The following is a 24,843-nucleotide window of genomic DNA, read 5'->3' on the forward strand; positions in this document are numbered from 1 at the left end:
CTTACGTCGCTCCCACACCACAGGTGAGGTCTGGACGGGTTTCAGCCGGCCATCGCCGCTTCGATTTCCTCGGCGCTGCGTGCCAGCCCATCGGTCAGCACGCGGTGGCCGTCGGCGGTGATGACCACGTCGTCTTCCGTGCGGATGCCGATGCCGCGCCACTTCTCCGCGACACTGGTGTCGTCCGGCGATACGTACAGACCCGGTTCGATAGTGAAGACCATGCCCGGTTCCAGCAGCCGCGATTCGCCTTCGATGCGGTAGTCGCCGACGTCGTGCACGTCCAGGCCCAGCCAGTGGCCGGTCTTGTGCCGGTAGAAGCGGCGGTAGTGGCCCTCGGCGATATTGCGCTCCAGCGACCCCTTCAGCAGGCCCAGCCGCAGTAGGCCTTCGGTCAGCACTTCGACCGCGGCGAGGTGGCCGGCTTCGTAGGGCACTCCCGGCTGCGCCTGCGCCAGCGCGGCCTGCTGGGCCTGCCCGACCAGATCGTGCAGCGCGCGCTGCGCCGGGCTGAAGCGGCCGTTGACCGGGAAGGTGCGGGTGATGTCGCTGGCGTAGCCGCGGAACTCCGCGCCGGCGTCGATCAGGACCAGATCACCGTCCCGGGCGACGCCGTTGTTGGCGCGATAGTGCAGCACGCAGGCATTGGCGCCGGCGCCGACGATGCTGCCGTAGGCCGGCCAGGCGTCGTTGGCGCGGAACACCCGCTCCACGTCCGCCTGCAGCTCGTATTCGTGGATGCCGGGCCGGACCGTGCGCATCGCCGCGCGGTGCGCCTCGATGCTGATGTCGGCGGCCCGCTGCATCAGCTTGAGTTCTTCCTTCGACTTGAACAGGCGCAGGTCGTGCAACAGGTGGCCGAGTTCGAGGAATTCGTGTGGCGGCTGCGCGCCCTGGCGCACCTGCGCGCGTACGTGGCGGACCCAGCCGATCAACTTGAGATCGAAATCGGCGTCGCGCCCGAAGTGGTAATACACCCGCGAGCGCCCTTCCAGCAGGCCAGGCAGGATTTCGTCCAGATCCTCGATCGGATAGGCATCGTCCATCCCGTAATGCTCGACCGCGCCTTCCTGCCCCGCGCGCGGGCCGTCCCAGCTCTCGCGCTCGGGATCGCGCTCGCGGCAGAACAGCAGCGTTTCGCCATGGCGGCGGCCGGGCACAAGCACCAGCACCGCTTCCGGTTCCGGAAAACCGCACAGGTACCAGAAATCCGAATCCTGCCGGTAGGGGTAATGGGTGTCGTGGCTGCGCACGCGCTCGGGCGCGGCCGGCAGCACCAGGATGGCGTCGTTGCCGGCCATCCGCATCAACTGCCTGCGACGGCGGGCGAACTCGGCCGCGGCCAGGCCGGTCTCGGCCTTCATCAGTTCAGCCGCTTGCGGTGACGCGGCCCCATCACGCAATCGCCATGCAGCAGCAGCACCGCGATGCGCACGTATTCCTCGATCTCGGACAGCGCATCCTCGTCTTCCTGGTCGTCGCCGCCCTCCGGGCTGGCCTGGGCCAGCCGGGCCAGGTCCTGCAGCGCCTCGGCACCCTCTTCCGACAACGGCGGATGGGCGCCCGCGGCCAAACCGAAGCTGCCCAGGAAGCCCCGGCACCACGCGAACAGCGCGTCGGCGCGATCCACGGTGCTGGTCTCGTCGGGCAGCAGCAGTTCGAAGGCGAAGCTGCGATCTTCCAGTTGCGCCACGCTGGCCGTGCGCAGGCGATCCAGCGCGCTTTCCGGCTGCGGGGTCGGCAACTGCGGATCCGCCAGCGCGCGCGCGGGCCAGTCGGCCACGTCCGCGCCGCCGCCGGCGAGCCAGCCACACAGCGCGCCGTGGAGTTCGGCGGGGTCGGCGGCCAGGTGTTCCCGGCGCGAGGCTTCGCCGATTTCGGCGTAGGAAGGGAGATCGGACGGCTGGTGAGACATGGACTAACGCAATCCGCGAACGGAGTCGGACAGATCCCGAAGTGTAGCAATGAATTGCCCCCGGGCCGCTTGTTGTGCCTGTTCACCCGCCCCTACACTGGCCCATCTCCAGGCTCCGGACGGCTCCCAGCGACTTCATGCTCTGCGCACTCGCCGCCGTGACGCATCCCAGCTGGCCGCTGTCGGCGCGCCTGCCGCTGCTGGCGGTGGCGCTGCTGGTACTGGCCGGGGTCGCGCTGGTCGCCACCCGCCGCTACTGGCGACCGTGGCTGGATGCCCGGCGCGCGCCACCGGAACCCCTGCGCACCGAGTCCACCCGCACCCGCGACGAACGCCTGAAGCTGGCGCTGTGGGCCTCGGGCGAGCACTTCTGGGACTACGACCTGGTCCAGCGCAAGCTGTACCGGATGCGCGCGGACGAGACCGCCCTGCATTCCTCCGACATTACCGTGTTCACCCGCCATGGCGAAGTGCCGCCGATCCATCCCGACGACATGCCGCTGGTGATGGAACGCCTGCGCCTGCACCTGCAGGGCAAGGCGCCATTGTTCATGTCCGAGCACCGCATGGACATGGGCCAGAACGGCAACTGGATCTGGGTGCGCGCGCGCGGTCGCGTGGTCGAGCGCGATCCGGAAGGACGCCCGGTCCGCATCGCCGGCACCGCCCGCGACATCACGCTCAGCCGCAACGCCGAGTACGAACACCGCATCGCCGGCGAAGTGATGCGCAGCATGAACGAAGCGGTGGCGGTGCTGGACTGGGCGCACCACTTCATCACCATCAATCCCGCCTTCACCCGCATCACCGGCTACAACGAGGACGAAGTGCTCGACCGGCCGGCGCGGATGCTGGACAGCGACCAGCACGACGAGACGTTCTTCGAGCGCATGAACGCCGAGCTGCTGCATACCGGCCACTGGTCCGGCGAAGTGTGGAAGGTGCGCAAGGACGGCGAGGAAATCCTCTGCCGGATCGAGACCAACGTGGTGCCCGACGCGTCCGGCGAACGCCAGCTGTACGTGCAGGTGCTGACCGACATCACCGAGCAGAAGCGCGCCGAGCAGGAACTGCGCTACCTGGCCAACTACGACACCCTGACCAGCCTGCCAAACCGCTCGCTGCTGTCCGAGCGGCTGTCGCGCGCGATTGTCCGAGCGCGGCGCGAGCAGGGTCACGTCGCGGTGCTGTTCATCGATCTGGACCGCTTCAAGGACATCAATGATTCGCTCGGCCATGCCACCGGCGACCGCATCCTGCGCGCGGCCGCCTCGCGTGTGCAGCAGACCGTCGGCGCCCAGCACACCGTCGCGCGCCTGAGCGGCGACGAGTTCACGGTGGTGCTGGAGGACATCGACTCGCTGCAGGACGCCGAGCGGATCGCCCAGCAGATCATCGAAGCCTTCCGCACTCCGCTGAACTTCGGCGAACGCCTGGAAATGTCGGTGTCGCCTTCGATCGGCATCAGCCTGTACCCGCAGCACGCGCAGGTGCCGACCGAACTGCTCAAGCACGCCGACACCGCGATGTACCAGGCCAAGGCCATGGGCCGGCACACCTACCAGGTGTATTCGGAATCGATGGACGAGAAGACCCGCCATCGCGCCATCCTTGCCAGCGCGCTGCGGCGCGCGCTGGAGCGCAACGAGCTGTCGCTGGTGTTCCAGCCGCGGCTGGCGATCACCCCGCAGCGGATCACCGCGGTGGAAGCGCTGATGCGATGGGACAGCCCGGAGTTCGGCATGGTGTCGCCGGCGCAGTTCATCCCGCTGGCGGAGGAGTCCGGCCTGATCCTGGAGATTGGCGCATGGGCCCTGCGCGAATCCTGCCGGATCATGCGCAGCTGGCACGATCGCGGGCTGGAAGAACTGACCGTGGCGGTCAACATCTCGGCGATGCAGTTGCAGCGCGGCGACCTGCCGGCGGTGCTGGCGCGGATCCTGGCCGAGACCGGCATTCCCGCCGATCGGCTGGAACTGGAACTCACCGAGAGCGTGGTCATGGCCAACCCGGAACAGAACGCCGACACCCTGCGCGCCTGCCGGCGGCTCGGCATTTCCCTGGCCATCGACGATTTCGGCACCGGCTATTCCTCGCTGGCCTACCTGAAGCGGCTGCCGCTGACCACCCTGAAGATCGATCGCGAGTTCATCGGCGATCTGCCCGACGACAGCGACGACGCCGCCATCACCAGCACCATCATCACCATGGGCCGTTCGCTGGCGCTGAAGGTCATCGCCGAGGGCGTTGAAACCTACGACCAGTTCGAATTCCTGCGCGATCACGGCTGCGACGAGGTGCAGGGCCACTGGGTTTCGCGGGCGCTGGAACCGGAACAGTGTTTGCAGTTCATCCAGGAGTACTACCCCGGTTCGGGCATCCGCGCGGTCTCCTGAACGGGGCGCCCGCCGGACGCCCTTGACCGGCCTCCGGCCCCGCCCCTATCGTGCCGCCCATGGACAACGCCGACCCGCTGGAACAGATTCGACGCCTCTCCGCGCGCATCCAGGCGCTGGCCGATCGTTGCCAGCAATTGGCCGACGAGAACCGCAGCCTGCGCCACCAGCAGGAACAACTGGTCGGCGAGCGTTCGCAACTGCTGGCCAAGAACGAACAGGCCCGCTCGCGGGTGGAAGCGATGATCAGCCGCCTGAAGTCCCTGGAGCAGCACACGTGAGCGCCAACGAGCCGGTCAGCATCCACATCCTCGATCGCGAGTACACCGTCGGCGTGGAGCCGGAGGAACGCAGCAGCCTGATGGCCGCCGCCAAGCTGCTGGACAGCAAGATGCGCGAAGTGCGCGGCAGCAACCGGATGGCGGCGGTGGACCGGGTCGCGGTCCTGGCCGCACTGAACCTGGCACACGAATTGCAACAATTGCGCGACGAGCGCCATTTGCGCGATCGCGAATTCTCGCGCGCGCTCGACGATCTGCACCGCAGGCTGGACGAAGTACTCGACGCACCGCGTTAGTGCGGTGATCGCGCGGCGTCGCGAACCGCGACTGAATTGTGCCGACGAACGGACTAGGCAATTTCCGACGGGCCGCTATACTGGCGCCGCGTCCTCTGCTGTGAACGACAGCGCGCGCAAACATTCGCCTTGTCCCTTAATGACGACCACGGGATGGCAACGGTAGCCGGGAGTGCAGGTCCGCCTTCGCAGCGGGAAGCCCGATGGATATCCAGCCTTCCCACTTGAACCCCGGGTTCAAGGTCGTTTCGCGAGCATCGCCATGGCGGAGGACGTATTTTTTCCAGCGCAGCAGCGCCGTCAGTCGCGACCCGGCCGGTCTTGCCATCCACCTTCTGCCGGATTGCTTCGCGACGAAGCCGTCGTATCCGGACCGTCCTCCCGCGGCCGCGACTGACGGCGCTGCTGCCATTCCCGTGCTGTCATGCCCGCGTGGCACCCGCGCCGCGCCACCCGCCGTTCGCGCGTTTCCGGGTCCTGGCGGTCTCGGCCTGGCGGCATCCGCTCCGCGCGCGGACGGCGTGTCCCGCTCCCCCGTTGACGGTACCGTCCGGCAAACGACCCGGAACCGGCCGCTTGGCTTAAAATTCCGGGCCATGGATTCGTCCCGCCCGCTCTCATGAGTTCAGATCGCGACGCGCTCCGGCGCGAACTGCGCCAGCGCCGCCGGGCGATTCCCGCCGCGCAACGCATCGCCGCCGCCGATGCGCTGGCCGAGCGGCTGCGCGCGCTGCCCTTCCTGCCCGCATCCGGCTATGCCGCCGGCTACTGGGCCATGGACGGTGAAATCGGCCTGCACAACTGGCAGTTGCGCCTGCCCGTGGGCCTGGTCTACTGCCTGCCGGTGTTGCGCGCGGACAATACCCTGGGCTTCGCGCCCTGGCGTCCCGGCGATGCGCTGGTCACCAACCGCTTCGGCATTCCCGAGCCCGACGTCGAGCCCGCCTCGGCGCTGGATCCGACGGAAATGGCGCTGGTGCTAATGCCGTTGGTGGGCTTCGATGGCGAGGGCCACCGGCTGGGCATGGGAGGCGGCTGGTACGATCGCAGTTTCGCTTTCCGCCAGCGCTCGAACCCGCCGCCCTGGTTGGTCGGAGTGGGTTTCTCCGCCCAGCGCATCGACACCCTGGCGCCCGCTGCCTGGGATGTGCAGGTGGACGCCATCTGCACCGAAAGCCAGACCCTGTTCCCGTCCCGCAGCCCCCACGGAATGCCCGCATGACCGCACGCAAGCGCTACTGGTTGATGAAATCCGAGCCGGATGCCTTCTCCATCGACGACTTGCGGAAGGTGGGCGTGGAACCGTGGAACGGCGTGCGCAACTACCAGGCGCGCAATTTCATGCGCGACGGCATGCAGGTGGGCGACGGCGTGCTGTTCTACCACTCCAACTGCCCGGTGCCGGGCATCGTCGGCGTCGCCAAGGTGGCCAGCGCGGCTTATCCGGATCCGACCCAGTTCGACAGGAAGAGCGACTACTACGACCCCAAGAGCAAGCCCGAGGAACCGCGCTGGGTGCTGGTCGACGTCGCCTTCGAACGCAAGCTCAAGCGCACCATCCCGCTGGACGAGATCAAGCAGCAGGCCGACGCCCTCGGCGACGGCTTCGCCCTGATCGCCCGCGGCAACCGCCTGTCCGTCCTGCCGGTCACCGCCGCGCAGTGGAAACACCTCCTCTCCATGGAATGACCGTCGTGTCGCAGAACGAACACAAGCGCCTGGCCGGCGAAAAGGCCATCGATTTCGTCGAGGACGGCATGATCGTCGGCGTCGGCACCGGTTCCACCGTGGCCTACTTCATCGATGCGCTGGCGCGGATCAAGGATCGCATCGCCGGCGCGGTGTCCAGTTCCGAGCAGAGCACCGAGCGCCTGCGCCGGCATGGCATCGAAGTCATGGATCTCAACGCCACCGGCACCCTGTCCCTGTACGTGGATGGCGCCGACGAGTGCGATCCGCACAAGCGCCTGATCAAGGGCGGTGGCGCGGCGCTGACCCGCGAGAAGATCATCGCCGAGGCCAGCCGTAAGTTCGTCTGCATCATCGACCCGATCAAGCAGGTGCCGGTGCTGGGCAAGTTCCCGCTGCCGGTCGAGGTCGTGCCGATGGCGCGCAGCCTGGTGGCGCGCGAGATCCTGGCGATGACCGGCGGCCAGCCGGTCTGGCGCGACGGCGTGACCACCGACAACGGCAACTGGATCCTGGACGTGCACAACCTGTCCATCGTCGATCCGGTCGGCCTGGAACGCGAACTCAACCAGATCCCGGGCGTGGTCAGCGTCGGCCTGTTCGCGCGCCGCCCGGCGGACGTGGTGATCATCGGCGGCGAGCCGCCGCAGGTGCTGTAATCCCCTTTTCCGCCCGCGCCGCAGGAGGCTCCGCATGCTCAACCGTATTCTCGTCACCGGCCTGCTTTCCGTCGCCGCGTCGCTGGCGTTGAGCGGATGCGCCAGCGCCGACGGGCGCTGGGTGGAAATCGGCGGCCAGCGCTACCAGGTGGAAATCGCCGACGACGACGCCGAGCGCGCGCGCGGGCTGATGTTCCGCGACGTGCTGGCCGACGGCACCGGCATGCTGTTCATCCACGACCGCGAGGAACCGCAGGCGTACTGGATGAAGAACACCCGCATCCCGCTGGACATCCTGTATTTCGACGACGAACGCAAGCTGGTCGCCCAGCGTCGTGACACCCCGCCCTGCTCGGCCGGCGACGCCTGCCCGTCCTATCCGAGCAACGCGCCGGCACGCTACGTGCTGGAACTGAATGCGGGCGAAGCCGAGCGCCTGAAGCTGCAGGACGGGGCTGAACTGCATCTGGGCAAGGATATCGCGCCCGCCCGCTAGGGCTTGATCGCGGCGGAAATTGGCCGCAGTCTGGCGTCATGGGGGATCGCCTCACATTGCCGGATTGGAACAGCCTGGCGACCCGCGCCGACGAGGCGCTGCCGCTGCTGGAAACCGCGCTGCTGATCGCGCGCGACGAGTACCCCGATCTCGACGCGGATGCGTATGACACGATGGTGCAGGGCCACGTCTCGCACCTGCGCGCGGAAATCGACGCCATCGCGGCATGGCCGCTGAAGATGGCCGCGATCAATCGCCACCTGTTCGACGAACTCGGCTACAGCGGCGACCACGAGCAGTACTACGACCCGCGCAACAGCTATCTCAACCAGGTGTTCGAACGCCGCCTGGGCAATCCGATCTCGCTGGCGATGGTGCAGATGGAAGTCGCGCGCCGGCTCGGCGTACCGCTGGACGGGGTGTCATTTCCCGGTCACTTCCTGGTCCGCCTGCCGGTGGACGATGGCCTGCTGGTGATGGATCCGTTCAACGGCGGCCGCCCGCTCGGCGCCGACGAACTGCGCGAGCGGGCCCGACCGCACCTGGGCGGCGACATTCCCGACGACAACGCGCTGCTGCGCATCCTGGACCCGGCCAGCCATCGCGCCATCCTGGTGCGCGTGCTGCGCAATCTGCACGGCGTGTACGCCGAACGCGACGAATGGGATCGCGCCGCGCGCAGCGCCGACCGCGTGCTCAAGCTGATTCCCGACCAGGCCGACGCCCTGCGCGATCGCGGCATGGCCTACCTGAAGATGGAACACCTCGGCGGGGCCCGCCAGGACCTCGCGCGCTACCTGCAACTGGCTCCCGAAGCCACCGACGCGGTCGAACTGCGCGAACGCCTGGTGGAACTGAATGCCACGCCGCCGGCGAGGATGCATTGAGGGCCGGGATTCGGGATGACCGGCCGTGCGGCCGTTGAAAGCCGGGATTCGGGATTCAAAGCTTTTGTCTTTTCTCCCCCTTTGAAAAAGGGGGATTAAGGGGGATTTGGCTTTGGGTGCGGAGAGCAAAATCCCCCGTCACCTGCTTCGCAGGCGCCCGCCCCCTTTTTGCAAAGGGGGCTCCCGGAGCAGGATCTTCCTCTGCGCGTCATGTAGAGCGGAGCTTGCTCCGCTGCCCTGGAGTTGACACACGTCCCCGACTCGCCCGTTCCCGGCATCGCGCCAGGGCAGGCAAACCCGGCGCTACGGCACCTCGACCATCTCGAAATCGTCCTTGGTCACGCCGCAGTCCGGGCAGGTCCAGGTGTCGGGAATGTCCTCCCAGCGGGTGCCGGGGGCAATGCCCTCTTCCGGCAGCCCCTCCGCCTCGTCGTAGAGGAAGCCGCAGACCACGCACATCCAGGTGCGGTAGGTGGTGGCGGTGGCGTCGGTCATCGGATAATGCGGGTCGGTGGGCCGTCCATTGTCCCACTCCCGTTCCCGCACCGGAAGTTTCGCCGATGAATTCCCCCTGGCCCGCCGGCGGCGGCCCCGCGCCGCGCGGCCTGTACCTGATCACCCCCGACGAGGCCGACACCGCGCGGCTGCTGGCGCGGGTGGAACCGCTGCTCGCCGAAGGTGTCACCTGGCTCCAATACCGGCACAAGGGCACCGACGCGGCGCTGCGCGGCCAGCAGGCGAGCGCGCTGCAGGCGCTGTGCGCGCGTGCCGGCGTGCCGCTGATCATCAACGACGACGCGGCGCTGGCGCTGGCGGTGAACGCGGCCGGCGTGCACCTGGGCGAGGACGACGGCGACATCGCCGCCGCCCGCGCGTTGCTGGGCGAGGCGGCCATCGTCGGCGCATCCTGCTATGACGAACTCGATCGCGCCCGGCGCGCGGTCGCCGCGGGCGCCAACTACGTGGCGTTCGGCGCGTTCTTCCCCACCCGCAGCAAGGCCACCACGCGTCGGGCCACGCCCGCGCTGCTGGCCGACGCCGCCGTTCTGGGCGTGCCGCGGGTGGCGATAGGCGGCATAACCCCGGACAATACACCTGCCCTGGTCGCCGCCGGAGCCGATCTGGTGGCGGTCATCGGCGGCGTGTTCGAGGCCACCGACCCCATCGGGGCGGTGCGCGCCTACCGGCGAAGCCTCGCCGCCTGACCGGCGGCCTGCTGTGGGAGCGACGCCCGTCGCGATGAAGCTTTCCCCGGCGTTCCTTCGCGGTCCAGGCCGCTCCCACCGGACGCCCTCCTGCCTGTTTGGAATCCAGATGAACCACGATCAGTCCCACGCCCTGTTCTCCCGCGCCCAGCAACTGCTTCCCGGCGGCGTCAACTCGCCGGTGCGCGCGTTCAAGTCGGTCGGCGGCGAGCCCTTCTTCGTGCAGCGCGCCGACGGCGCCTTCCTGCATGACGTGGACGGCAACCGCTACATCGACTACGTGGGTTCGTGGGGACCGATGATCGTCGGCCACAACCATCCGGCTGTGCGCGAAGCGGTCCAGGCCGCCATCCAGAACGGGCTGTCGTTCGGCGCGCCGTGCCCGGCCGAGGTCACCATGGCCGAGACCATCACCCGCCTGGTGCCCTCCTGCGAAATGGTGCGCATGGTCAACTCCGGCACCGAGGCCACGCTGTCGGCGATCCGGCTGGCGCGCGGCGCCACCGGCCGCAACCGGATCGTCAAGTTCGAAGGCTGCTACCACGGCCATGGCGATTCGTTCCTGGTCAAGGCCGGCAGCGGCATGCTGACCCTGGGCGTGCCGACTTCGCCCGGCGTGCCCGCAGGCCTGAGCGAGCTGACCCTGACCCTGAGCTACAACGACTTCGAGGGCGCGACCGCGCTGTTCGAGCAATACGGCAGCGAAATCGCCTGCCTGATCATCGAGCCGGTGGTCGGCAATGCCAACTGCCTGCCGCCGCGCGAAGGCTATCTCCAGCATCTGCGCGCGCTGTGCACGCGGCACGGCGCGCTGCTGATCTTCGACGAGGTGATGACCGGCTTCCGCGTCGCCCTCGGCGGCGCGCAGGCGCACTACGGCATCACCCCGGACCTGACCACCTTCGGCAAGGTCATCGGCGGCGGCATGCCGGTGGGCGCCTACGGTGGCCGCCGCGAACTGCTCTCGCAGATCGCCCCGGCCGGCCCGATCTACCAGGCCGGCACGCTCAGCGGCAATCCGGTGGCGATGGCCGCCGGCCTGGCGATGCTGGAACTGATCCAGGCGCCGGGTTTCCACGCCGGCCTGGCGGACGCGACGAATGCGCTCTGCGATGGCCTGGAGGCCGCCGCGCGCGAAGCCGGCGTGCCGTTCTCCACCACCCGCGTCGGCGCGATGTTCGGCATGTTCTTCACCGACCAGTACGTGGACACCTACGCGCAGGCCGTGGCCTGCGACATCGGCGCGTTCAACCGCTTCTTCCACGCGATGCTGGAACGCGGGGTGTTCCTGGCGCCTTCGGCGTTCGAGGCCGGCTTCATGTCCAGCGCGCACGACGCCGCGATCATCGAGCAGACCGTCGCCGCCGCGCGCGAGGCATTCAAGGTGGTGGCCGCCGGATGATGGTGCCGCCGCGGATCGAACGGGTGCTGTTCGACTTCGATGGCGTGCTCGCGCACTACCATCACGAACAGCGTATCGCCCACCTGGCCGCCCACGCCGGCGCGGAGCATGAACGCGTGCGCGAGGTGCTGTTCACCTCAGGCCTGGAAACCGAGTACGACGGTGGCCGGATCAGCACGGAGCTGTATCTGTCGCGCCTGGGCGAAGGCATCGCCCGGGCGATCGACGAAGACACCTGGATTGCCTCGCGGATGGCCGGCAGCCACGCCGACACGGCGGTACTGGACCAGATCCTGGCCCTCGACGCCAGCCTGGAACTGGGCGTGCTCACCAACAACGGCCTGCTGATGGCCCGGGCCATCCCGCGCATCGTCGCGCCCATCCATCCGCGCCTGGAAGGCCGCGTGATCTGCAGCGGCGCCCTGCAGCTGCGCAAGCCGGAGCCGCGCATCTACACGCTGGCGCTGGCGCAACTGGGATGGGACGCCGCGCGCACGCTGTTCGTCGACGATGTGTTCGCCAATGTCCAGGGCGCCCGCAGCGTGGGCCTGCACGCGGAAACCGTCACCGATGCCGCCAGCCTGCGGCAGGTGTTCAGGCGTTACCGGTTGGCCTGAAACCCAGCGTGCATTCCGGCCTGTGTTGTGGGAGCGACGTAAGTCGCGATTGCCGTCCAACGAGCTGCTGTCGGCACACGCGCAGAAGCTTCGCGACTGACGTCGCTCCCACAAGGGGAGCAATCGGTTGTGCGCCTACTTCCCCACAAACTGGCGCAGCGCGGCATGCAGGCGCTTGCAGCCCTCGGCCAGCTCGTCGTCGTGGATGTTCAGCGCCGGCACGAAACGGAGCACGTCCGGGCCGGCCTGCAGCAGCAGCACGCCCTGCGCGGCGGCCAGGTCGAGGATTTCGCCGGCGCGTCCGGCGAAGGCCGGCTTCAGCACCGCGCCGAGCATCAGGCCACGGCCGCGCACCTGCGAGAACAGGCCCAGTTCGGCGTCCATCTCGGCGAGCGCCTTGCGCAGCGCCGCCGACTGGCGGGCGACGTTGTTGGCGATGGCCGGCGCGGCCAGCTTGCGCAGCGCGACCCGCGCCACCGCCGCGGCCAGCGGATTGCCGCCAAAGGTGGTGCCGTGCGCGCCGAACTGCATCGCCTCGGCCACCTTCGGGCCGGCCAGCATCGCGCCAATCGGGAAGCCGCCGCCCAGCGCCTTGGCCAGGGTGACGATGTCCGGGGTCACGCCATCCTGCCAGTGCGCGAACAGGGTGCCGGTACGGCCCATGCCGGACTGGATCTCGTCCAGTACCAGCAGCGCGCCGTGGTGATCGCACAGCTCGCGCACCGCGCTGAGGAAGCCGGGCGCGGCCGGCATCACCCCGCCCTCGCCCTGGATCGGTTCCAGCATCACCGCGGCGACATCACCGGCCGCCATCGCGATTTCCAGCTGGGTGAGGTCATTGAAATCTACATAGCGGAAACCGCCGGGCAGCGGTTCGTAGCCTTCCTGGTACTTGGGCTGCGCGGTCGCGGTCACCGTCGCCAGCGTGCGGCCATGGAAGCTGCCACGGAAGGTGACGATGACGCGCTTGTCCGGCGCCCGTCCCTGACCGGCTGCCCACTTGCGCACCAGCTTGATCGCCGCCTCGTTGGCCTCGGCGCCGGAATTGCACAGGAACACGCGGCTGGCGAAGCGCGACGAGGCCACCAGTTCCTCGGCTAGGCGCAACGGCGGCTCGCTATGGAAGACGTTGCTGGTGTGCCACAGCTTGCCGGCCTGCTCGACCAGCGCCTCCACCAGATCGGGATCGTTGTGGCCCAGGCCGCACACGGCGATACCGGCGGACAGATCGATGTATTCGCGGCCTTCGCTGTCCCAGATGCGCGCGCCCTGGCCACGATCCAGGATCAGCTCGCGCTGGCGATAGATGGGCAGGTAGTACTGCTTGCCCTTGGCGAGCAGTTCGGAGGCGGGGCTGGCGGTCATGGCGTCGGCGGGCGGGCGGGACAAGAGCGATATTGTCGCTGATTTCCCCCCGATCGGCGGTCCCCGCGGGCCGCCGGCGCCGTCATCCCCGGCGGCGTCGGCAAGGTTCGCGCCGGGATGCGCCGGAACGGGCGTTGCGGATCAGGCGAAATCGATCGCGTCGGCCGGCACCGCCCGGATCCGCGGTCCGAAACTGGTGATGTCCGGCAGGGTGGCGTTGTGGTGCGTGCGGATCTGCGCGGCGCTGGCGTGCGCCTTGTCATGGGTGGTGTGCGCGTCCGCCGCCAGCGTCACGGCATAGCCGTGCGCGGCCGCGCTGCGGGTGGTGGTATCGACGCAGAACTCGGTGGCGTAGCCGCAGATCACCAGTTCCTCCACGCCCAGGAAAGCCAGCACTTCGTCCAGCCCGGTACGCAGGAACGAATCCGGCGTGCTCTTGCGGATGCGGCGATCGCCATCGACGACGTCGAGCCGCGGATCCAGTTGCCAGCCGGACGATTCCGGCTCCATCCCGCCCGCGCGCTCGTGCTGCACGTGGATCACCGGCACGCCGCGCGAGCGTGCGCGCCCGGCGAGCGCATTGATGCCGGCGATCACGCCGTCCGCGTCGGCCGGTGGCGGGCTGGTCTCGAACAATCCACGTTGCACATCAATCACCAGCAGTGCCAGGCTCATCATGCATCCGTCGTGTCATCGCGGGAGCACAGCTTCCCCGATCTGGATGGCGAATCCAAGTGCGTCGCGCGTGCCCGCGACCGCCATCATCGAGGTCGCGTTCACCATACGCCGACGTTTGCCATCGACATCCACGGCTCCTGCGGCGGCAATGCCGCGCCCTTCTGCAACAGCTCGATGGAAATCAGATCGGGCGTGCGCACGAACGCCATGCGGCCATCACGCGGCGGGCGGTTGATGGTGATGCCCAGCGACTGCAGGTGCGCGCAGGTGGCGTAGATGTCGTCGACCTCGAAGGCCAGGTGGCCGAAGTTGCGGGCGCTGCCGTAGTCCTCGTCCGAACCCCAGTTGTAGGTCAGTTCGATTTCCGACTCGGGATTGGCCGGCGCGCCGAAGTAGACCAGGGTGAACTTGCCGGCCTCGTTGTCCATGCGGCGCGTCTCGCGCAGGCCCAGGCCCTCGGTGAAGAACTTGCTGGTGGCGTCCAGATCGTGGACGCGGATCATCGCGTGCAGGTATTTCATGTCGTTCTCGTGAATCGTTGTTGCGGTTCAATGGGGGATGGCGGAACGCCGGGGCCGGCAGGCCCAGGCCAGGCCGAGCAGGCAGGCCAGGATCAGCACGCTGTACTCCATGCCGTTGCGGCCGAGGCCGACCACGAACCAGCCTTCCTGCGCGTGCACCAGCCAGATGCCGCAGGCGTAGATGACGGCGAACACCAGCGCCAGCGGGGTCACCCAGCGACCCCAGGCGAGCAGCAGGGTAGCGGAGAGTTCGAACCCGGTGATGAACCAGGCGATACCCGCGCCGAAGGGAAACCCTTGCGCGTCCAGGAACTGTCCGAACGGTGCAACGCCTCCCGCGCCCAGGCGGGCCGCGCCATGGATGAAGAGCAACGCCGCCAGCACGCAGCGGATCAGGGTCAGTCCTTGCCGGAAGGAGGCGGCGTCGGCGGTCATCGGGATGCTCCGGTGGAAAAGACGTTCTGGAAAAGTGGCCTGGACCTTCAGGAAGCGATATGGCAGTGCGGACGCAGGCGCGCGGCCAGCCCATCCAGATCGGTGCGCGCCGCCGGTGCCGGCAGCCCCTGCGGATACAGCCGGAACAGGCCATCGCGATGCTGGCGTGGCTGCACATGCAGATGCACGTGCGGGACTTCCTGCCCGCCGGCGTGGCCGTTGGACTGCCACAGGTTGAGGCCGGGTGGATCGAGTTCCGCCCGCAGCGCCTGTGCGACCCGCACCGCCATCCGCATCAGCGCGGCGGCGGTGTCCGGCGCCAGTTCGTAGATCGTCTCGACATGCGCGCGCGGCACCACCAGCACATGCCCCGGAACCGGCTGGCGCAGATCCAGGAACGCCACCACATCGGCATCCTCGGCCACCCGGCTGGCCGCGGCCCGACCTTCGAGGATGGCGCAGAAGATGCACGTCATCAGGGATCCAGGAACAGGTCCGGCAACAGCGGCTGGGAAGGGTCCACGGCGTAGCCGGAGAAATCCTCGACGCCGGCTTCTCGCAGCACGTTCTCGTCGATCAGGAAATGCCCGTGGAAACCCGCCGCCGGCCGGGTGAGCACGGCATGCGCGGCGTCGGCGACGATGGCCGGGGTACGGCAACGTGGAATCTCGACGCCGGGAATCATGTTCAGGGCGTCGGTGGCGATGATCGTGCGCGGCCACAGCGCGTTGACCGCCACGCCCTGCGGACCGAACTCGCCGGCCAGGCCGAGGGTCACGAAGCTCATGCCCATCTTCGCCAGGGTGTAACCGGTGTGCGGTGTCCACCAGCGCGGATCCAGCGACGGCGGCGGCGCCAGGGTGAGGATGTGCGGATTGGCCGCCTGGCGCAGGTACGGCAGGCACGCCTGCGCGCACAGGAAACTGCCGCGCGCATTGACCTGGTTCATCAGGTCGAAGCGCTTCATCGGCGTGTCCAGCACGCCGGCCAGCCAGATGGCGCTGGCGTTGTTGACCAGGATGTCGATGCCGCCGAAGGCGTCCACGGTCGCGGCCACCGCCGCGCGCACGTCGTCCTCCTCGCGGATGTCGCATTTCAGCGCCAGGCCCTGCCCGCCCGCCTCGGTGACCGCCTGCGCCGCGCTGTGGATGGTGCCCGCCAGCTTCGGATTGGGGACCGAGGACTTGGCCGCGATCGCCACGTTGGCGCCGTCGCGCGCCGCGCGCAGGGCGATCGCCAGGCCGATGCCGCGCGAGGCGCCGGTGATGAAGAGAGTCTTGCCCTGCAAGCTGGCCATGGAAGTCCTGCGTCCGCCGATGGAAATGGGATGCCTTTCAGGATACCCCGGCCGGGCGGCGGGCCGGCGGCGGCGGGACGAAGCGTCCGGATACGGGGCCGGGAGCACGCCGCCAGCCACGTTTCACGTTGAAAGTCCACGCCCATCAGACGGGATGCCAGTCATGAACGGCCGCCTATAATCCGGGCGATGAATCCGTCCTGGTTCGACTCGCTGCTGGCCTGGATCAGCGCACATCCGGTGGCCGCGGGGGCGGTGATCTTCGCGATCGCCTTCTGCGACGCGGTGATCATCCTGGGCGCCATCGTGCCGGCGCTGCCGCTGCTGTTCGCGGTCGGCGTGCTGATCGGCCTGGGCGAGATCTCCGGCCCCTATGCGCTGATCTGCGCCGCCATCGGCGCGCTGGCCGGCGACGGCACCAGTTTCTGGGTCGGCCACCGCTGGGGGCCGCAACTGCGCCGTCACTGGCCTTTCAGCCGCTATCCGCAGTTGCTGGACCGGGGCGAGGTGCTGTTCCGCCGCAACGCCATCAAGAGCATCCTGATCGCCCGCTACGTCGGTCCCATCCGGCCGTTCGTGCCGGCGGTGGCCGGCATGCTGCGGATGCCGATGAAGCGCTACCTGCCGGCCAGCCTGCTGGCGGCGGTTTCGTGGGCGGCCCTGTTCCTGCTGCCGGGCTGGATATTCGGGCACGCCTACGACGCGGTGGCCGCGGTCGCCGGCCGCCTGGGCCTGGTGCTGGGCCTGTTGCTGGTGGTGCTGGCCCTGGCCTGGGCGCTGGTGCTGTACAGCTACCGCTGGTTCGCCGCCCATGCCGATGCGCTGCTGGCGCGCGCGCTGGCCTGGTCGCACGCGCATCCGGTCATTGGCCGCTATTCGGCGGCGGTGTTCGATCCCGGGCGCCGCGAGTCGGTGCCGCTGGCGCTGCTGGCGATCCTGCTGCTGGCGATCGTCTGGGTGTGGTTCGCCTTCCTGGTCATCGTCATCGGCCACGGCGAGCCGCTGGGCATCGATCTGGCCGTGCACGAACTGATGCAGGTGCTGCGCAATCCGCTGGCCGACCAGCCGCTGGCCGCGATCGCCTCGCTCGGCGACGAGCAGGTGCTGGCGCCGGCCTCGCTGCTGGTGCTGGTCTACCTGTGCTGGCGCCGACGCTGGATGGCGGCGGCGCACTGGCTGGCCGCGCTGGCGTTCGGCCTCGCGCTGACCGCGTGGCTCGGCGCCTCGGTCGATATTCCCAAGCCGCCGTCGGTCAGCAGCGGTTTCGGCTTCCCGTCCATCGCGGTGACGATGGCGACCATCACCTTCGGTTTCTTCGCGGTGCTGATCGCGCGCGAACTGCCGGGCCGCCAGCGGGTCTGGCCGTACCTGGTCTCGGGAATAGTGGTGGCGCTGATCGGCTTCGCCCGCATCTACCTGGGCGCGCACTGGCTCAGCGACATCATCGGCGGCATGCTGTTCGGCATCGTCTGGCTGCTGGTGCTGGGCATCGCCTACCGGCGGCGCATGGTGCGCTCGTTCTGGATCACCCCGTTGGGCTGGCTGTTCTACGGCGCCTTCGCCGTCGCCGCGCTGTGGCACGCGCCGCGCAACGTGGATCGCATGCTGGCGCAGTTCGAGACCCCGGTGATGGTGCGGGCGATGGCGATGGACGACTGGTGGCGGGAAGGCTGGCAACGACTGCCGGCGCGCCGCAACGAGTTCGACGACGAACAGCGCTGGCCGCTGGACGTGCAGGTGGCCGGGCCGCTGGCGCCGCTGCAGGCGCGACTGGAAGCGGCCGGCTGGCGGGCGCAGCCGCAGGCCGGCTGGGAGGACGCGCTCAACCTGCTGGATACCGATCTGTCCCCGGCCGAGCAGCCGGTGCTGCCGGCCACCCTGGATACCCGCGCCGAGAGCCTGCTGATGGTGCGCGACGGCGCCCAGCCCGGCCTGCGCTTCGTGCTGCGGCTGTGGCCGGCGAACACGCTGCTGCAACCGGGCGACACCCCGCTGTGGATCGGCAGTGCGCAGGTGTTGAAGCACCAGCAGGCGTTCCGGCTGGTGGGCGTGTGGCGCCCGTTGCGCGAAGCCGATGCGGCACTGCTCGCGGTGAGTGCCGCCACCGCGCCGATGCAGCACCGGATCGAACCGCACCCGCAATCGAAACTGCCGGTGCTGCGCGTACGCGCGGATGCCGTGCCGACCGCTCCGCCGGAACCTGCCGCCAGGAAACCTTGAGCCTGATCAGGCGATCGCCGCGAGCAGCCGATCCAGGCGCACGTGCGGATTGTCTTCCTGCAGCAGCATCGCCCGCTGCTGCGCGCTGAGCGGAAGCAGTTCCGCCAACCGCCATCCTACCCACGCGGCGCTGTCCATCTGCGCCGGGGTGATCCGCGCCAGATCCGCGCCGGCCTGTTCGAGCAGGCTCTGCAGCAGCGTTGCCAGCAGGCCGTGCTGGGGTTGCAGTTCGTCGTCGGGCTCGGGCTCGCACCACTGCACTTCGCCCATCACCAGGCCGTTGTCGCGCACGCGGGTGCGGATGACCCGGAACCGGCGCGCGCCGCGCACGCGCAGGGCGAGCAGGCCGTCGGGGCCGGTATCGAAGTCCTCGATCATGGCCTCGGTGCCGTAGGCGGCCGGCACCGCGGGCTGCCCCGCTTCCTCGCCTTCCAGGATCAGGCAGATGCCGAAACCACGACCGGATCGCCCGCAGTCGCGCACCAGGTCCAGATACCGCCGCTCGAATACCCGCAAGCCCAGGCCCGCACCGGGCAACAACACGGCATGCAGGGGGAACAACGGCAGGATTTCGGTCATCGGATCTCCGTCAACCACGGTCCAGGGTGGCGTATCGGAATCCATCCACGGAACAGTCATCGACACTGGGCGGTGGTGGGGCGGGATCCACCCTACGCGGTTTCCCGCAGCGCCGCCAGGAAGCGGCGCGGCGCGCCGTCGAAGCCGCCGTTGGACATGAACACCACGTGGTCGCCCGGGCGCGCGATCGACCGCAGCGCGGCGATCAACGCCTCCACGTCCGGCACCGTGCGCGCGTCGCCGCGGATCGCGTCGACCACCTTGCCGGCGTCCCACGGCAATTCCGGCCGGTGCAGGAACACCACCGCGTCGGCCAGCGCCAGCGATGGCGCGAGCGCATCGGCGTGCGCGCCCAACCGCATCGAATTGCTGCGCGGCTCCATCGCCACCACGATGCGCGCGTCGCCCACCTTCGCCCGCAGTCCTTGCAGGGTCGTGTGGATGGCGGTGGGATGGTGGGCGAAATCGTCGTACAGGGTGATGCCGTCCGCCTCGCCGATGACTTCCAGCCGCCGCTTGACGCTGCGGAAATGCGCCAGCGCCGGCATCACCGTCTCCGGGTCCACGCCGACCGCGTTCACCGCGGCCAGCGCGGCCAGTCCGTTGAGCACGTTGTGGCGGCCCAGCAGCGGCCAGCGCACTTCACCGAGTTCGCGGCCCTGGTGGCGCACGGCGAAGACGCTGCCGTCCTCGCGGATCAAGCGCGCGCTCCATTCCAGCGCGGGATCGAAGCCGAATCGTTCCACCGGCGTCCAGCACCCCATCGCCAGCACTTCGGCCAGGCGCGCATCCTCGCCGTTGACGATCAGGCGGCCGCGGCGCGGCACCGTGCGGACCAGATGATGGAACTGGCGCTGGATGGCGGCCACGTCGGGAAAGATGTCGGCGTGGTCGTATTCCAGGTTGTTGAGGATCGCCACCAGCGGCCGGTAGTGGACGAACTTGCTGCGCTTGTCGAAGAACGCGGTGTCGTACTCGTCCGCCTCCACCACGAACTCGCGGCCCTGGCCCACCCGCGCCGACACGCCGAAGTCCTCCGCCACGCCGCCAATCAGGAAACCCGGCGAGCGTCCGGCCGCTTCCAGCAGGTAGGTCAGGATGGTGGTGGTGGTGGTCTTGCCGTGAGTGCCGGCCACCGCAAGGGTGTCGCGGCCGGGCAGCACGCGCTCGGACAGCCACTGCGCGCCGGAGGTGTAGCGGCGGCCCTCGTCCAGCACCGCCTCGACCGCGTCGTTGCCGCGCGAGAGCGCGTTGCCGATGACGATCTCCTCGCAGTCCGGCGAGATGTTGTTTGCCTGGTAACCCTGCGCCAGCGCGATGCCGAGGTTCTCCAACTGCGTGGACATCGGCGGGTAGATTGCCTGGTCGCTGCCTTCGACCTCGTGCCCCAGCTCGCGGGCGAGCGCGGCCACGCCGCCCATGAACGTGCCGGCAATTCCCAGAATGTGGATCTTCAAGACGACGTTTCCGTGGTGAACGACGAGACTTTAGCCCAGTGCTCCCCTTTCGGCACGCCGGTGCGCCAGCGGCGGTGTGGCCCGGCGCACGGACGATGCAACCGGGGCGGGAGGCCCGGGCCGGTGAGACAGGGAGCGCGTTATCAGCGGCGTTCCGCCGCCTCGCGGTGGGCCGCCATGCAATCACTCAGCGGCCGCAGCCGTGCGGAAGCCGGCCTCAGCCGACTTCCTTGGCCGGCGCCAACGCTTCGATCAGGCGGCTGAACACCTCGTCCAGCGAACCGACGCCATCGACGACGGTGAGCTGGCCGTGCTGGCGGTAGTACTCGATGACCGGCGCGGTCTGGCTGGTGTACTTGTCCAGACGGTTGCGGACCACGTCCGGGGAATCGTCGTCGCGGCCTTCGGCCTTGGCGCGGCCGGCGATGCGTTCCACCAGCAGATCGGTGGGGACTTCCAGCTGCACCGCGAAATCCATCGGCTGGCGGATCCGCTCCAGCAGCACGCCCAGAGCGTCGGCCTGGACCAGGTTGCGCGGGTAGCCGTCGAGGATGAAACCGTTGGCGGTGTCCGGACGGGCGAACCGATCCTCCAGCATGCCCAGCAGGATCTCGTCGCTGACGAAATCGCCGCGCGCCATGATTTCCTTGGCCTGCACGCCCAGCGGCGTGCCCGCCGCGACTTCCGCGCGGAGCAGATCACCGGTGGAAATGTGGGGAACCTGCAGATATTCCTTCAGACGCGCCGCCTGAGTGCCCTTGCCCGACCCGGGGGGGCCCAGTAGAACCAATCGCATTGTGTAACTCCCGAACTAGAATCCTGCTGGCGGTGCCGGGCGGCGGGATCCCCCGCGCCTCGCTGCACCGCGTCATCTGTGTGAAGCTTACCGCATCCCAGCAACCCGGAACGTACCCCCCATGTCCCAGGGCACCCTACTTTATGCGCAGTCCGGCGGTGTCACCGCCGTCATCAACGCCACCGCCGCGGCCGTTATCGGCGAGGCACGCGCCCGTAAAATCAAGGTCTTGGCGGCCCGCAACGGCATCCTCGGCGCCCTGCGCGAGGAGCTGATCGACACCAGCAAGGAGTCCGCCGCGGCCATCCGCGCGCTGGCCCAGACCCCCGGTGGCGCGTTCGGCTCCTGCCGGGTCAAGCTGAAGTCGCTGGAGGCCGACCGCGCCCGCTACGAACGCCTGCTGGCGGTATTCAAGGCCCACGACGTGCGCTGGTTCCTCTACAACGGCGGCAACGACTCGGCCGATACCGCGCTCAAGGTGTCGCAGTTGGCCAAGGCCTTCGACTACCCGTTGACCTGCATCGGCGTGCCCAAGACGGTCGACAACGATCTGGCCGTCACCGACACCTGCCCGGGCTTCGGTTCGGCCGCCAAGTACACCGCGGTATCCGTGCGCGAGGCGGCGCTGGACGTGGCGGCGATGGCCGAGACCTCCACCAAGGTGTTCGTGTACGAGGCCATGGGCCGCCACGCCGGCTGGCTGGCCGCGGCCGCCGGCCTGGCCGGGCAGTCGCCGGACGACGCGCCCCAGATCATCCTGTTCCCGGAGCGCGCCTACGACGAGACGGCGTTCCTGGCCCAGGTGAAGAAGGTCGTGGCCAAGGTCGGCTGGTGCGTGGTGGTGGCCAGCGAGGGCATCCAGCACGCCGACGGCCGCTTCGTCGCCGACGCCGGCGGCGGCAAGGATTCGTTCGGGCACACCCAGCTCGGCGGCGTGGCGTCCTATCTGGCCGGCCGGGTCAAGGACCAGTTGGGCTTCAAGGTCCACTGGACCCTGCCCGACTACCTGCAGCGCTCGGCCCGCCACATCGCCTCGAAGACCGACTGGGAACAGGCCCAGGCGGTCGGCAAGGCCGCGGTCCAGTACGCGCTGAAGGGACAGAACGCGGTGATGCCGGTGATCGTGCGCACGTCCGACGCGCCGTACCGCTGGAAGATCGAAGCCGCGCCGCTGGAAAAAGTCGCCAACCACGAAAAGAAGATGCCGAACGGCTTCCTGCGTAAGGACGGCTACGGCATCACCGCCGCCGCGCGCAAATACCTGGAGCCGCTGATCCGCGGCGAGGCCTATCCCGAGTTCGGCCGCGACGGCCTGCCGAAGTACGTCGCGCTGAAGAACGTGGCGGTGAAGCAGAAGCTGCCGAAGTGGGAGGGGTGAGCGGGAGATGGCGTCCGCGATGAAACATCGTGGCGCCGTCTTCCTGCTCGTTTCCTTGTTCACCATTCAATGACGCGGGGGGACCAAGTCCCACCGTCGCCCCAAACTTCGCCGTGATATCCCCTATGCAGTTCCCCACGCCTGCGCTAGCCTGCGCGCGGGGAAATCTGGAGGGGAAACCCGATGTCGACGGTTCGCGCCTTGCCGGCGCTGGCGTTGCTGTGCGCGTCCGCCGTCGCTGGCGCCGTCACGCCGGGTCAGGCGATTCCCTCCATTCCCGCGGTTCCACCATCGGCGCCCGTCACGGTACCGGCCTGCCCGCCATCGGAAGGCGCGGAGCTGGAACTCGCACTCGCGGACACCTTGAATTCCGCCCGCACCCAACGCGGCGAACGCTTTCGCCTGACGCTTGTCGAGCCCGTGATCACTTCCGACGGCACCTTGCCCGCCGGCACCGCCGGCGTCGGTGAAGTCGTGCATGCCGAGCCGTCGCGCGGCGGCGGCAAGCCGGGCGAAATCCTGCTGGCGGCGCGGTATCTCGAATACCAGGGCGAGCAGATACGACTGCGCGGTTTCAAGCTGGGCGGCAGCGGCCAGGATCGCTCGCGTGCCGCGATCGGCACGGCCGTCGTGGCCGGTCCCTTCGCCTATTTCCTCAAGGGCAGGGAAATCGAACTGCCCGCCGGCACCCGCGCGCGGGCCCGGCTCGCGCAGGCGCTGCCGCCATCGGCATCGCCGTCGCCGGCCTGCGCCATCGCGCGGACGCCGCCAACCGAATCCCCACGCACCACCACCCAACCAACGGAGTAGAGCATCCATGCGTTTCCGCCTGACCCGCCTCGTGATCGCCGCAGTCCTGTGTGCCCCGTTCGCCATCGCCGCCCAGGAAGCCGCCACCGCGGCGCCGGCGGAAGCGGCCGATGCCGCCCCCTCGCCCGCGCCACAGGAACAAGCAGCACCTGCGCCGGCCCCCGCCGCCGACGCGCCCGCGCCGGCATCGCAGTCCAAGGGCGCGATCGCCATCGCCGCTCCGGAGGCCGGCAAGGGCCAGATCGTGTTCTTCCGTGAAAAGAAATTTGCCGGCGCCGCCGTCAACTACATCGTCCGCGAAGGCGAAACCGAACTGGGCAAGCTGAGCAGCGGCAGCTATTTCGTCGTCGCGGTGGAACCCGGCGCGCACGCCTACACCGTGCATTCGGAAGCCAAGGACGTGCTCAACCTGGAAGTGGAAGCCGGCGAGACCTACTACGTGATCGGCGGCATCACCATGGGCTTCCTGGCGGGCCGGCCGAACCTGTCGCCGTCGGATCAGGCCGCGTTCGACGCCATGTCCGGCAAGCTCAAGCCGTCCAAGCCGTTGAAGAACTGAGTTTTATCCACCGGCGCACGCGCGGCTGGGCCCGCGTGCGCCGCGTGTGGTCATTGCGCGCGTGGTGGGAATGACGCGGCGTGATTCGAACGGATTGCTCGACCATCGTCGAGCAACGACGATGGCCGTCAGGCAGGTCCCCACCCTAGGGACACTTGCCCTCGACCTTCATCACGGCGGCGAACAGCGGAATCTTCGCCTGCGCGATCTTGCCGGCGGCGATGTCCTGCTTGGCGTCTTCCAGATAGATGCGGGCCTGGCCCTGGCCATCCTTGTCCGGCGTGCTGACCGCCACCGGCTTGCGCCAGATGCGGACGACCGCCTGTTGCGAGGCGCAGGCCGCGCTCGGAATGCGGATCACGTCGTTGAGCAGCCAGCCCGACGCCGTGTCCGGCTTGGCCTTGGCCGCGTCCAGCAGGCGCGCGCGCGGCTGGCACTGCGCGCTGGTGCGGACCACGCTGAAACGGTAGGGCTGCGCCGCATCGCCGGTGAACATGCCCTCGAAACGGGCGCACGCCTCCGGAATCTGGCGGATGGTATGGACCGCGCCCACCGCCTGCGCGGTGGCGGCGCCGGGCCGCTTGATCTCCGGCTGCGGTTCGGCCGCAAACGCCGGCAGGACAACGGCGGCGGCCAGGGTGGCGGTGAGGACGAGGGGGGAAATCGGACGCATCGGGCAACCTCGGGAACACGACCGCGCAAGGCTGGCACGGCCTGCCTGAACCCCGGCTCGTGGTTGGCGGGCGGGCCGGGCTCGGGTCATACTCGGGGCGCTCCAGGGATTGTCTGAACACGTCGGTATCCGCGCGGCCCCTCGCCGCAGTGGCTGTATCCCGTTCGACAGGCTCCATCGGGATCACCGCCCCACCCGGATTTTCGACCGGTCATGCACTCGCCGGACGTCA

General features: G+C 68.9%; 28 protein-coding genes and 1 other RNA gene. 16 read left to right on the plus strand and 13 right to left on the minus strand.

Annotated elements, in window-relative coordinates; genetic code table 11:
- Positions 1-41: 41 nt before the first annotated feature.
- Both IQ458_RS16505 and IQ458_RS16510 read right to left on the minus strand, forming a co-directional pair.
- The gene (locus tag IQ458_RS16505; protein WP_183644392.1) at positions 42-1,364 is read right to left on the minus strand and encodes an aminopeptidase P N-terminal domain-containing protein; all 1,323 of its coding nucleotides are present in this window, start codon (positions 1,362-1,364) and stop codon (positions 42-44) included.
- Positions 1,364-1,915, minus strand: coding sequence for a UPF0149 family protein (locus IQ458_RS16510; protein WP_183644395.1), 552 nt, complete (start codon positions 1,913-1,915; stop codon positions 1,364-1,366). The genes IQ458_RS16505 and IQ458_RS16510 overlap by 1 nt, the downstream gene beginning before the upstream one ends.
- Before the next feature lie 137 nt (positions 1,916-2,052).
- Between IQ458_RS16510 and IQ458_RS16515 the strand changes: the two genes are divergently transcribed.
- From IQ458_RS16515 to IQ458_RS16555, 9 genes are all read left to right on the plus strand, one after another.
- Positions 2,053-4,311, plus strand: a complete 2,259-nt coding sequence (locus IQ458_RS16515; RefSeq protein ID WP_183644399.1) for a putative bifunctional diguanylate cyclase/phosphodiesterase — start codon at positions 2,053-2,055, stop codon at positions 4,309-4,311.
- A 59-nt stretch (positions 4,312-4,370) separates the two neighbouring features.
- On the plus strand, positions 4,371-4,592 hold the full coding sequence (locus IQ458_RS16520; protein WP_141454012.1) for a TIGR02449 family protein: 222 nt from the start codon (positions 4,371-4,373) through the stop codon (positions 4,590-4,592).
- On the plus strand, positions 4,589-4,888 hold the full coding sequence (locus IQ458_RS16525) for a cell division protein ZapA (RefSeq protein WP_203323504.1): 300 nt from the start codon (positions 4,589-4,591) through the stop codon (positions 4,886-4,888). Before IQ458_RS16520 ends, IQ458_RS16525 begins: the two co-directional genes overlap by 4 nt.
- Before the next feature lie 89 nt (positions 4,889-4,977).
- Positions 4,978-5,164, plus strand: a non-coding RNA gene (gene ssrS / locus IQ458_RS16530) — 6S RNA.
- Positions 5,165-5,507: 343 nt separating this feature from the next.
- Positions 5,508-6,110: a 5-formyltetrahydrofolate cyclo-ligase gene (locus IQ458_RS16535; protein WP_203323505.1), complete on the plus strand. Its 603-nt coding sequence runs from the start codon at positions 5,508-5,510 to the stop codon at positions 6,108-6,110.
- Positions 6,107-6,577, plus strand: coding sequence for an EVE domain-containing protein (locus IQ458_RS16540; RefSeq protein WP_183644409.1), 471 nt, complete (start codon positions 6,107-6,109; stop codon positions 6,575-6,577). The genes IQ458_RS16535 and IQ458_RS16540 overlap by 4 nt, the downstream gene beginning before the upstream one ends.
- Positions 6,574-7,236, plus strand: a complete 663-nt coding sequence (gene rpiA / locus IQ458_RS16545; protein WP_183644412.1) for a ribose-5-phosphate isomerase RpiA — start codon at positions 6,574-6,576, stop codon at positions 7,234-7,236. Before IQ458_RS16540 ends, rpiA begins: the two co-directional genes overlap by 4 nt.
- A gap of 34 nt (positions 7,237-7,270) precedes the next feature.
- Complete coding sequence (locus tag IQ458_RS16550; protein WP_183644415.1) at positions 7,271-7,732, plus strand: DUF192 domain-containing protein; 462 nt, start codon at positions 7,271-7,273, stop codon at positions 7,730-7,732.
- A gap of 38 nt (positions 7,733-7,770) precedes the next feature.
- Complete coding sequence (locus IQ458_RS16555) at positions 7,771-8,619, plus strand: SirB1 family protein (protein WP_192197266.1); 849 nt, start codon at positions 7,771-7,773, stop codon at positions 8,617-8,619.
- Between the two features lie 303 nt (positions 8,620-8,922).
- Here the strand turns inward: IQ458_RS16555 and IQ458_RS16560 are convergent, their stop codons facing one another.
- Positions 8,923-9,114 carry a rubredoxin gene (locus IQ458_RS16560; RefSeq protein ID WP_141454019.1) on the minus strand — a complete coding sequence of 64 codons (192 nt, stop codon included), beginning with the start codon at positions 9,112-9,114 and terminating at the stop codon, positions 8,923-8,925.
- 65 nt (positions 9,115-9,179) lie between these two features.
- Here IQ458_RS16560 and thiE point away from each other — a divergent pair, with 65 nt between their 5' ends.
- From thiE to IQ458_RS16575, 3 genes are all read left to right on the plus strand, one after another.
- Positions 9,180-9,824, plus strand: a complete 645-nt coding sequence (gene thiE / locus IQ458_RS16565) for a thiamine phosphate synthase (protein ID WP_203323506.1) — start codon at positions 9,180-9,182, stop codon at positions 9,822-9,824.
- Between the two features lie 109 nt (positions 9,825-9,933).
- Complete coding sequence (gene hemL / locus IQ458_RS16570) at positions 9,934-11,226, plus strand: glutamate-1-semialdehyde 2,1-aminomutase (protein ID WP_192197265.1); 1,293 nt, start codon at positions 9,934-9,936, stop codon at positions 11,224-11,226.
- A complete protein-coding gene (locus IQ458_RS16575) occupies positions 11,226-11,843 on the plus strand; it encodes an HAD family hydrolase (protein WP_192197826.1) in 618 nt (205 codons plus the stop codon). Before hemL ends, IQ458_RS16575 begins: the two co-directional genes overlap by 1 nt.
- Positions 11,844-11,978: 135 nt before the next feature.
- On the opposite strand, the gene IQ458_RS16580 is transcribed toward IQ458_RS16575, so the two are convergent.
- The 6 genes from IQ458_RS16580 to IQ458_RS16605 all read right to left on the minus strand — a co-directional run bounded on the left by IQ458_RS16580 (position 11,979) and on the right by IQ458_RS16605 (position 16,139).
- Entirely contained in the window at positions 11,979-13,208 is a 1,230-nt protein-coding gene (locus tag IQ458_RS16580; RefSeq protein WP_192197825.1) for an acetylornithine transaminase, read from the minus strand.
- 141 nt (positions 13,209-13,349) lie between these two features.
- Positions 13,350-13,883 (minus strand): cysteine hydrolase family protein, encoded by a 534-nt coding sequence (locus tag IQ458_RS16585; RefSeq protein WP_141454023.1) that lies wholly within the window; start codon positions 13,881-13,883, stop codon positions 13,350-13,352.
- Positions 13,884-13,984: 101 nt separating this feature from the next.
- Entirely contained in the window at positions 13,985-14,407 is a 423-nt protein-coding gene (locus tag IQ458_RS16590; protein ID WP_203323507.1) for a VOC family protein, read from the minus strand.
- A 27-nt stretch (positions 14,408-14,434) separates the two neighbouring features.
- Complete coding sequence (locus IQ458_RS16595) at positions 14,435-14,842, minus strand: DoxX family protein (RefSeq protein WP_183644432.1); 408 nt, start codon at positions 14,840-14,842, stop codon at positions 14,435-14,437.
- 47 nt (positions 14,843-14,889) lie between these two features.
- Positions 14,890-15,318 carry an HIT family protein gene (locus tag IQ458_RS16600; protein ID WP_183644435.1) on the minus strand — a complete coding sequence of 143 codons (429 nt, stop codon included), beginning with the start codon at positions 15,316-15,318 and terminating at the stop codon, positions 14,890-14,892.
- The gene (locus IQ458_RS16605; RefSeq protein ID WP_183644438.1) at positions 15,318-16,139 is read right to left on the minus strand and encodes an SDR family oxidoreductase; all 822 of its coding nucleotides are present in this window, start codon (positions 16,137-16,139) and stop codon (positions 15,318-15,320) included. The genes IQ458_RS16600 and IQ458_RS16605 overlap by 1 nt, the downstream gene beginning before the upstream one ends.
- A gap of 189 nt (positions 16,140-16,328) precedes the next feature.
- On the opposite strand from IQ458_RS16605, the gene IQ458_RS16610 reads away from it, so the two are divergent.
- Positions 16,329-18,359, plus strand: coding sequence for a bifunctional DedA family/phosphatase PAP2 family protein (locus tag IQ458_RS16610; RefSeq protein WP_203323508.1), 2,031 nt, complete (start codon positions 16,329-16,331; stop codon positions 18,357-18,359).
- 6 nt (positions 18,360-18,365) lie between these two features.
- Here the strand turns inward: IQ458_RS16610 and IQ458_RS16615 are convergent, their stop codons facing one another.
- The 3 genes from IQ458_RS16615 to IQ458_RS16625 all read right to left on the minus strand — a co-directional run bounded on the left by IQ458_RS16615 (position 18,366) and on the right by IQ458_RS16625 (position 21,191).
- Entirely contained in the window at positions 18,366-18,938 is a 573-nt protein-coding gene (locus tag IQ458_RS16615; RefSeq protein ID WP_192197262.1) for an LON peptidase substrate-binding domain-containing protein, read from the minus strand.
- 92 nt (positions 18,939-19,030) lie between these two features.
- Positions 19,031-20,359: a UDP-N-acetylmuramate:L-alanyl-gamma-D-glutamyl-meso-diaminopimelate ligase gene (gene mpl / locus IQ458_RS16620; RefSeq protein ID WP_203323525.1), complete on the minus strand. Its 1,329-nt coding sequence runs from the start codon at positions 20,357-20,359 to the stop codon at positions 19,031-19,033.
- A gap of 253 nt (positions 20,360-20,612) precedes the next feature.
- A complete protein-coding gene (locus IQ458_RS16625) occupies positions 20,613-21,191 on the minus strand; it encodes an adenylate kinase (protein WP_183644447.1) in 579 nt (192 codons plus the stop codon).
- A gap of 121 nt (positions 21,192-21,312) precedes the next feature.
- Here IQ458_RS16625 and IQ458_RS16630 point away from each other — a divergent pair, with 121 nt between their 5' ends.
- The 3 genes from IQ458_RS16630 to IQ458_RS16640 all read left to right on the plus strand — a co-directional run bounded on the left by IQ458_RS16630 (position 21,313) and on the right by IQ458_RS16640 (position 23,938).
- Positions 21,313-22,569 carry a 6-phosphofructokinase gene (locus IQ458_RS16630; RefSeq protein ID WP_183644450.1) on the plus strand — a complete coding sequence of 419 codons (1,257 nt, stop codon included), beginning with the start codon at positions 21,313-21,315 and terminating at the stop codon, positions 22,567-22,569.
- A gap of 183 nt (positions 22,570-22,752) precedes the next feature.
- Positions 22,753-23,379, plus strand: coding sequence for a hypothetical protein (locus IQ458_RS16635; protein WP_183644453.1), 627 nt, complete (start codon positions 22,753-22,755; stop codon positions 23,377-23,379).
- A 7-nt stretch (positions 23,380-23,386) separates the two neighbouring features.
- Positions 23,387-23,938, plus strand: coding sequence for a DUF2846 domain-containing protein (locus IQ458_RS16640; RefSeq protein WP_203323509.1), 552 nt, complete (start codon positions 23,387-23,389; stop codon positions 23,936-23,938).
- Positions 23,939-24,083: 145 nt separating this feature from the next.
- On the opposite strand, the gene IQ458_RS16645 is transcribed toward IQ458_RS16640, so the two are convergent.
- On the minus strand, positions 24,084-24,611 hold the full coding sequence (locus IQ458_RS16645) for a hypothetical protein (RefSeq protein WP_203323510.1): 528 nt from the start codon (positions 24,609-24,611) through the stop codon (positions 24,084-24,086).
- Between the last annotated feature and the right edge of the window lie 232 nt (positions 24,612-24,843).

This window comes from Pseudoxanthomonas beigongshangi (assembly GCF_016820515.1).
Taxonomy (GTDB): Bacteria; Pseudomonadota; Gammaproteobacteria; order Xanthomonadales; family Xanthomonadaceae; genus Pseudoxanthomonas_A; species Pseudoxanthomonas_A beigongshangi.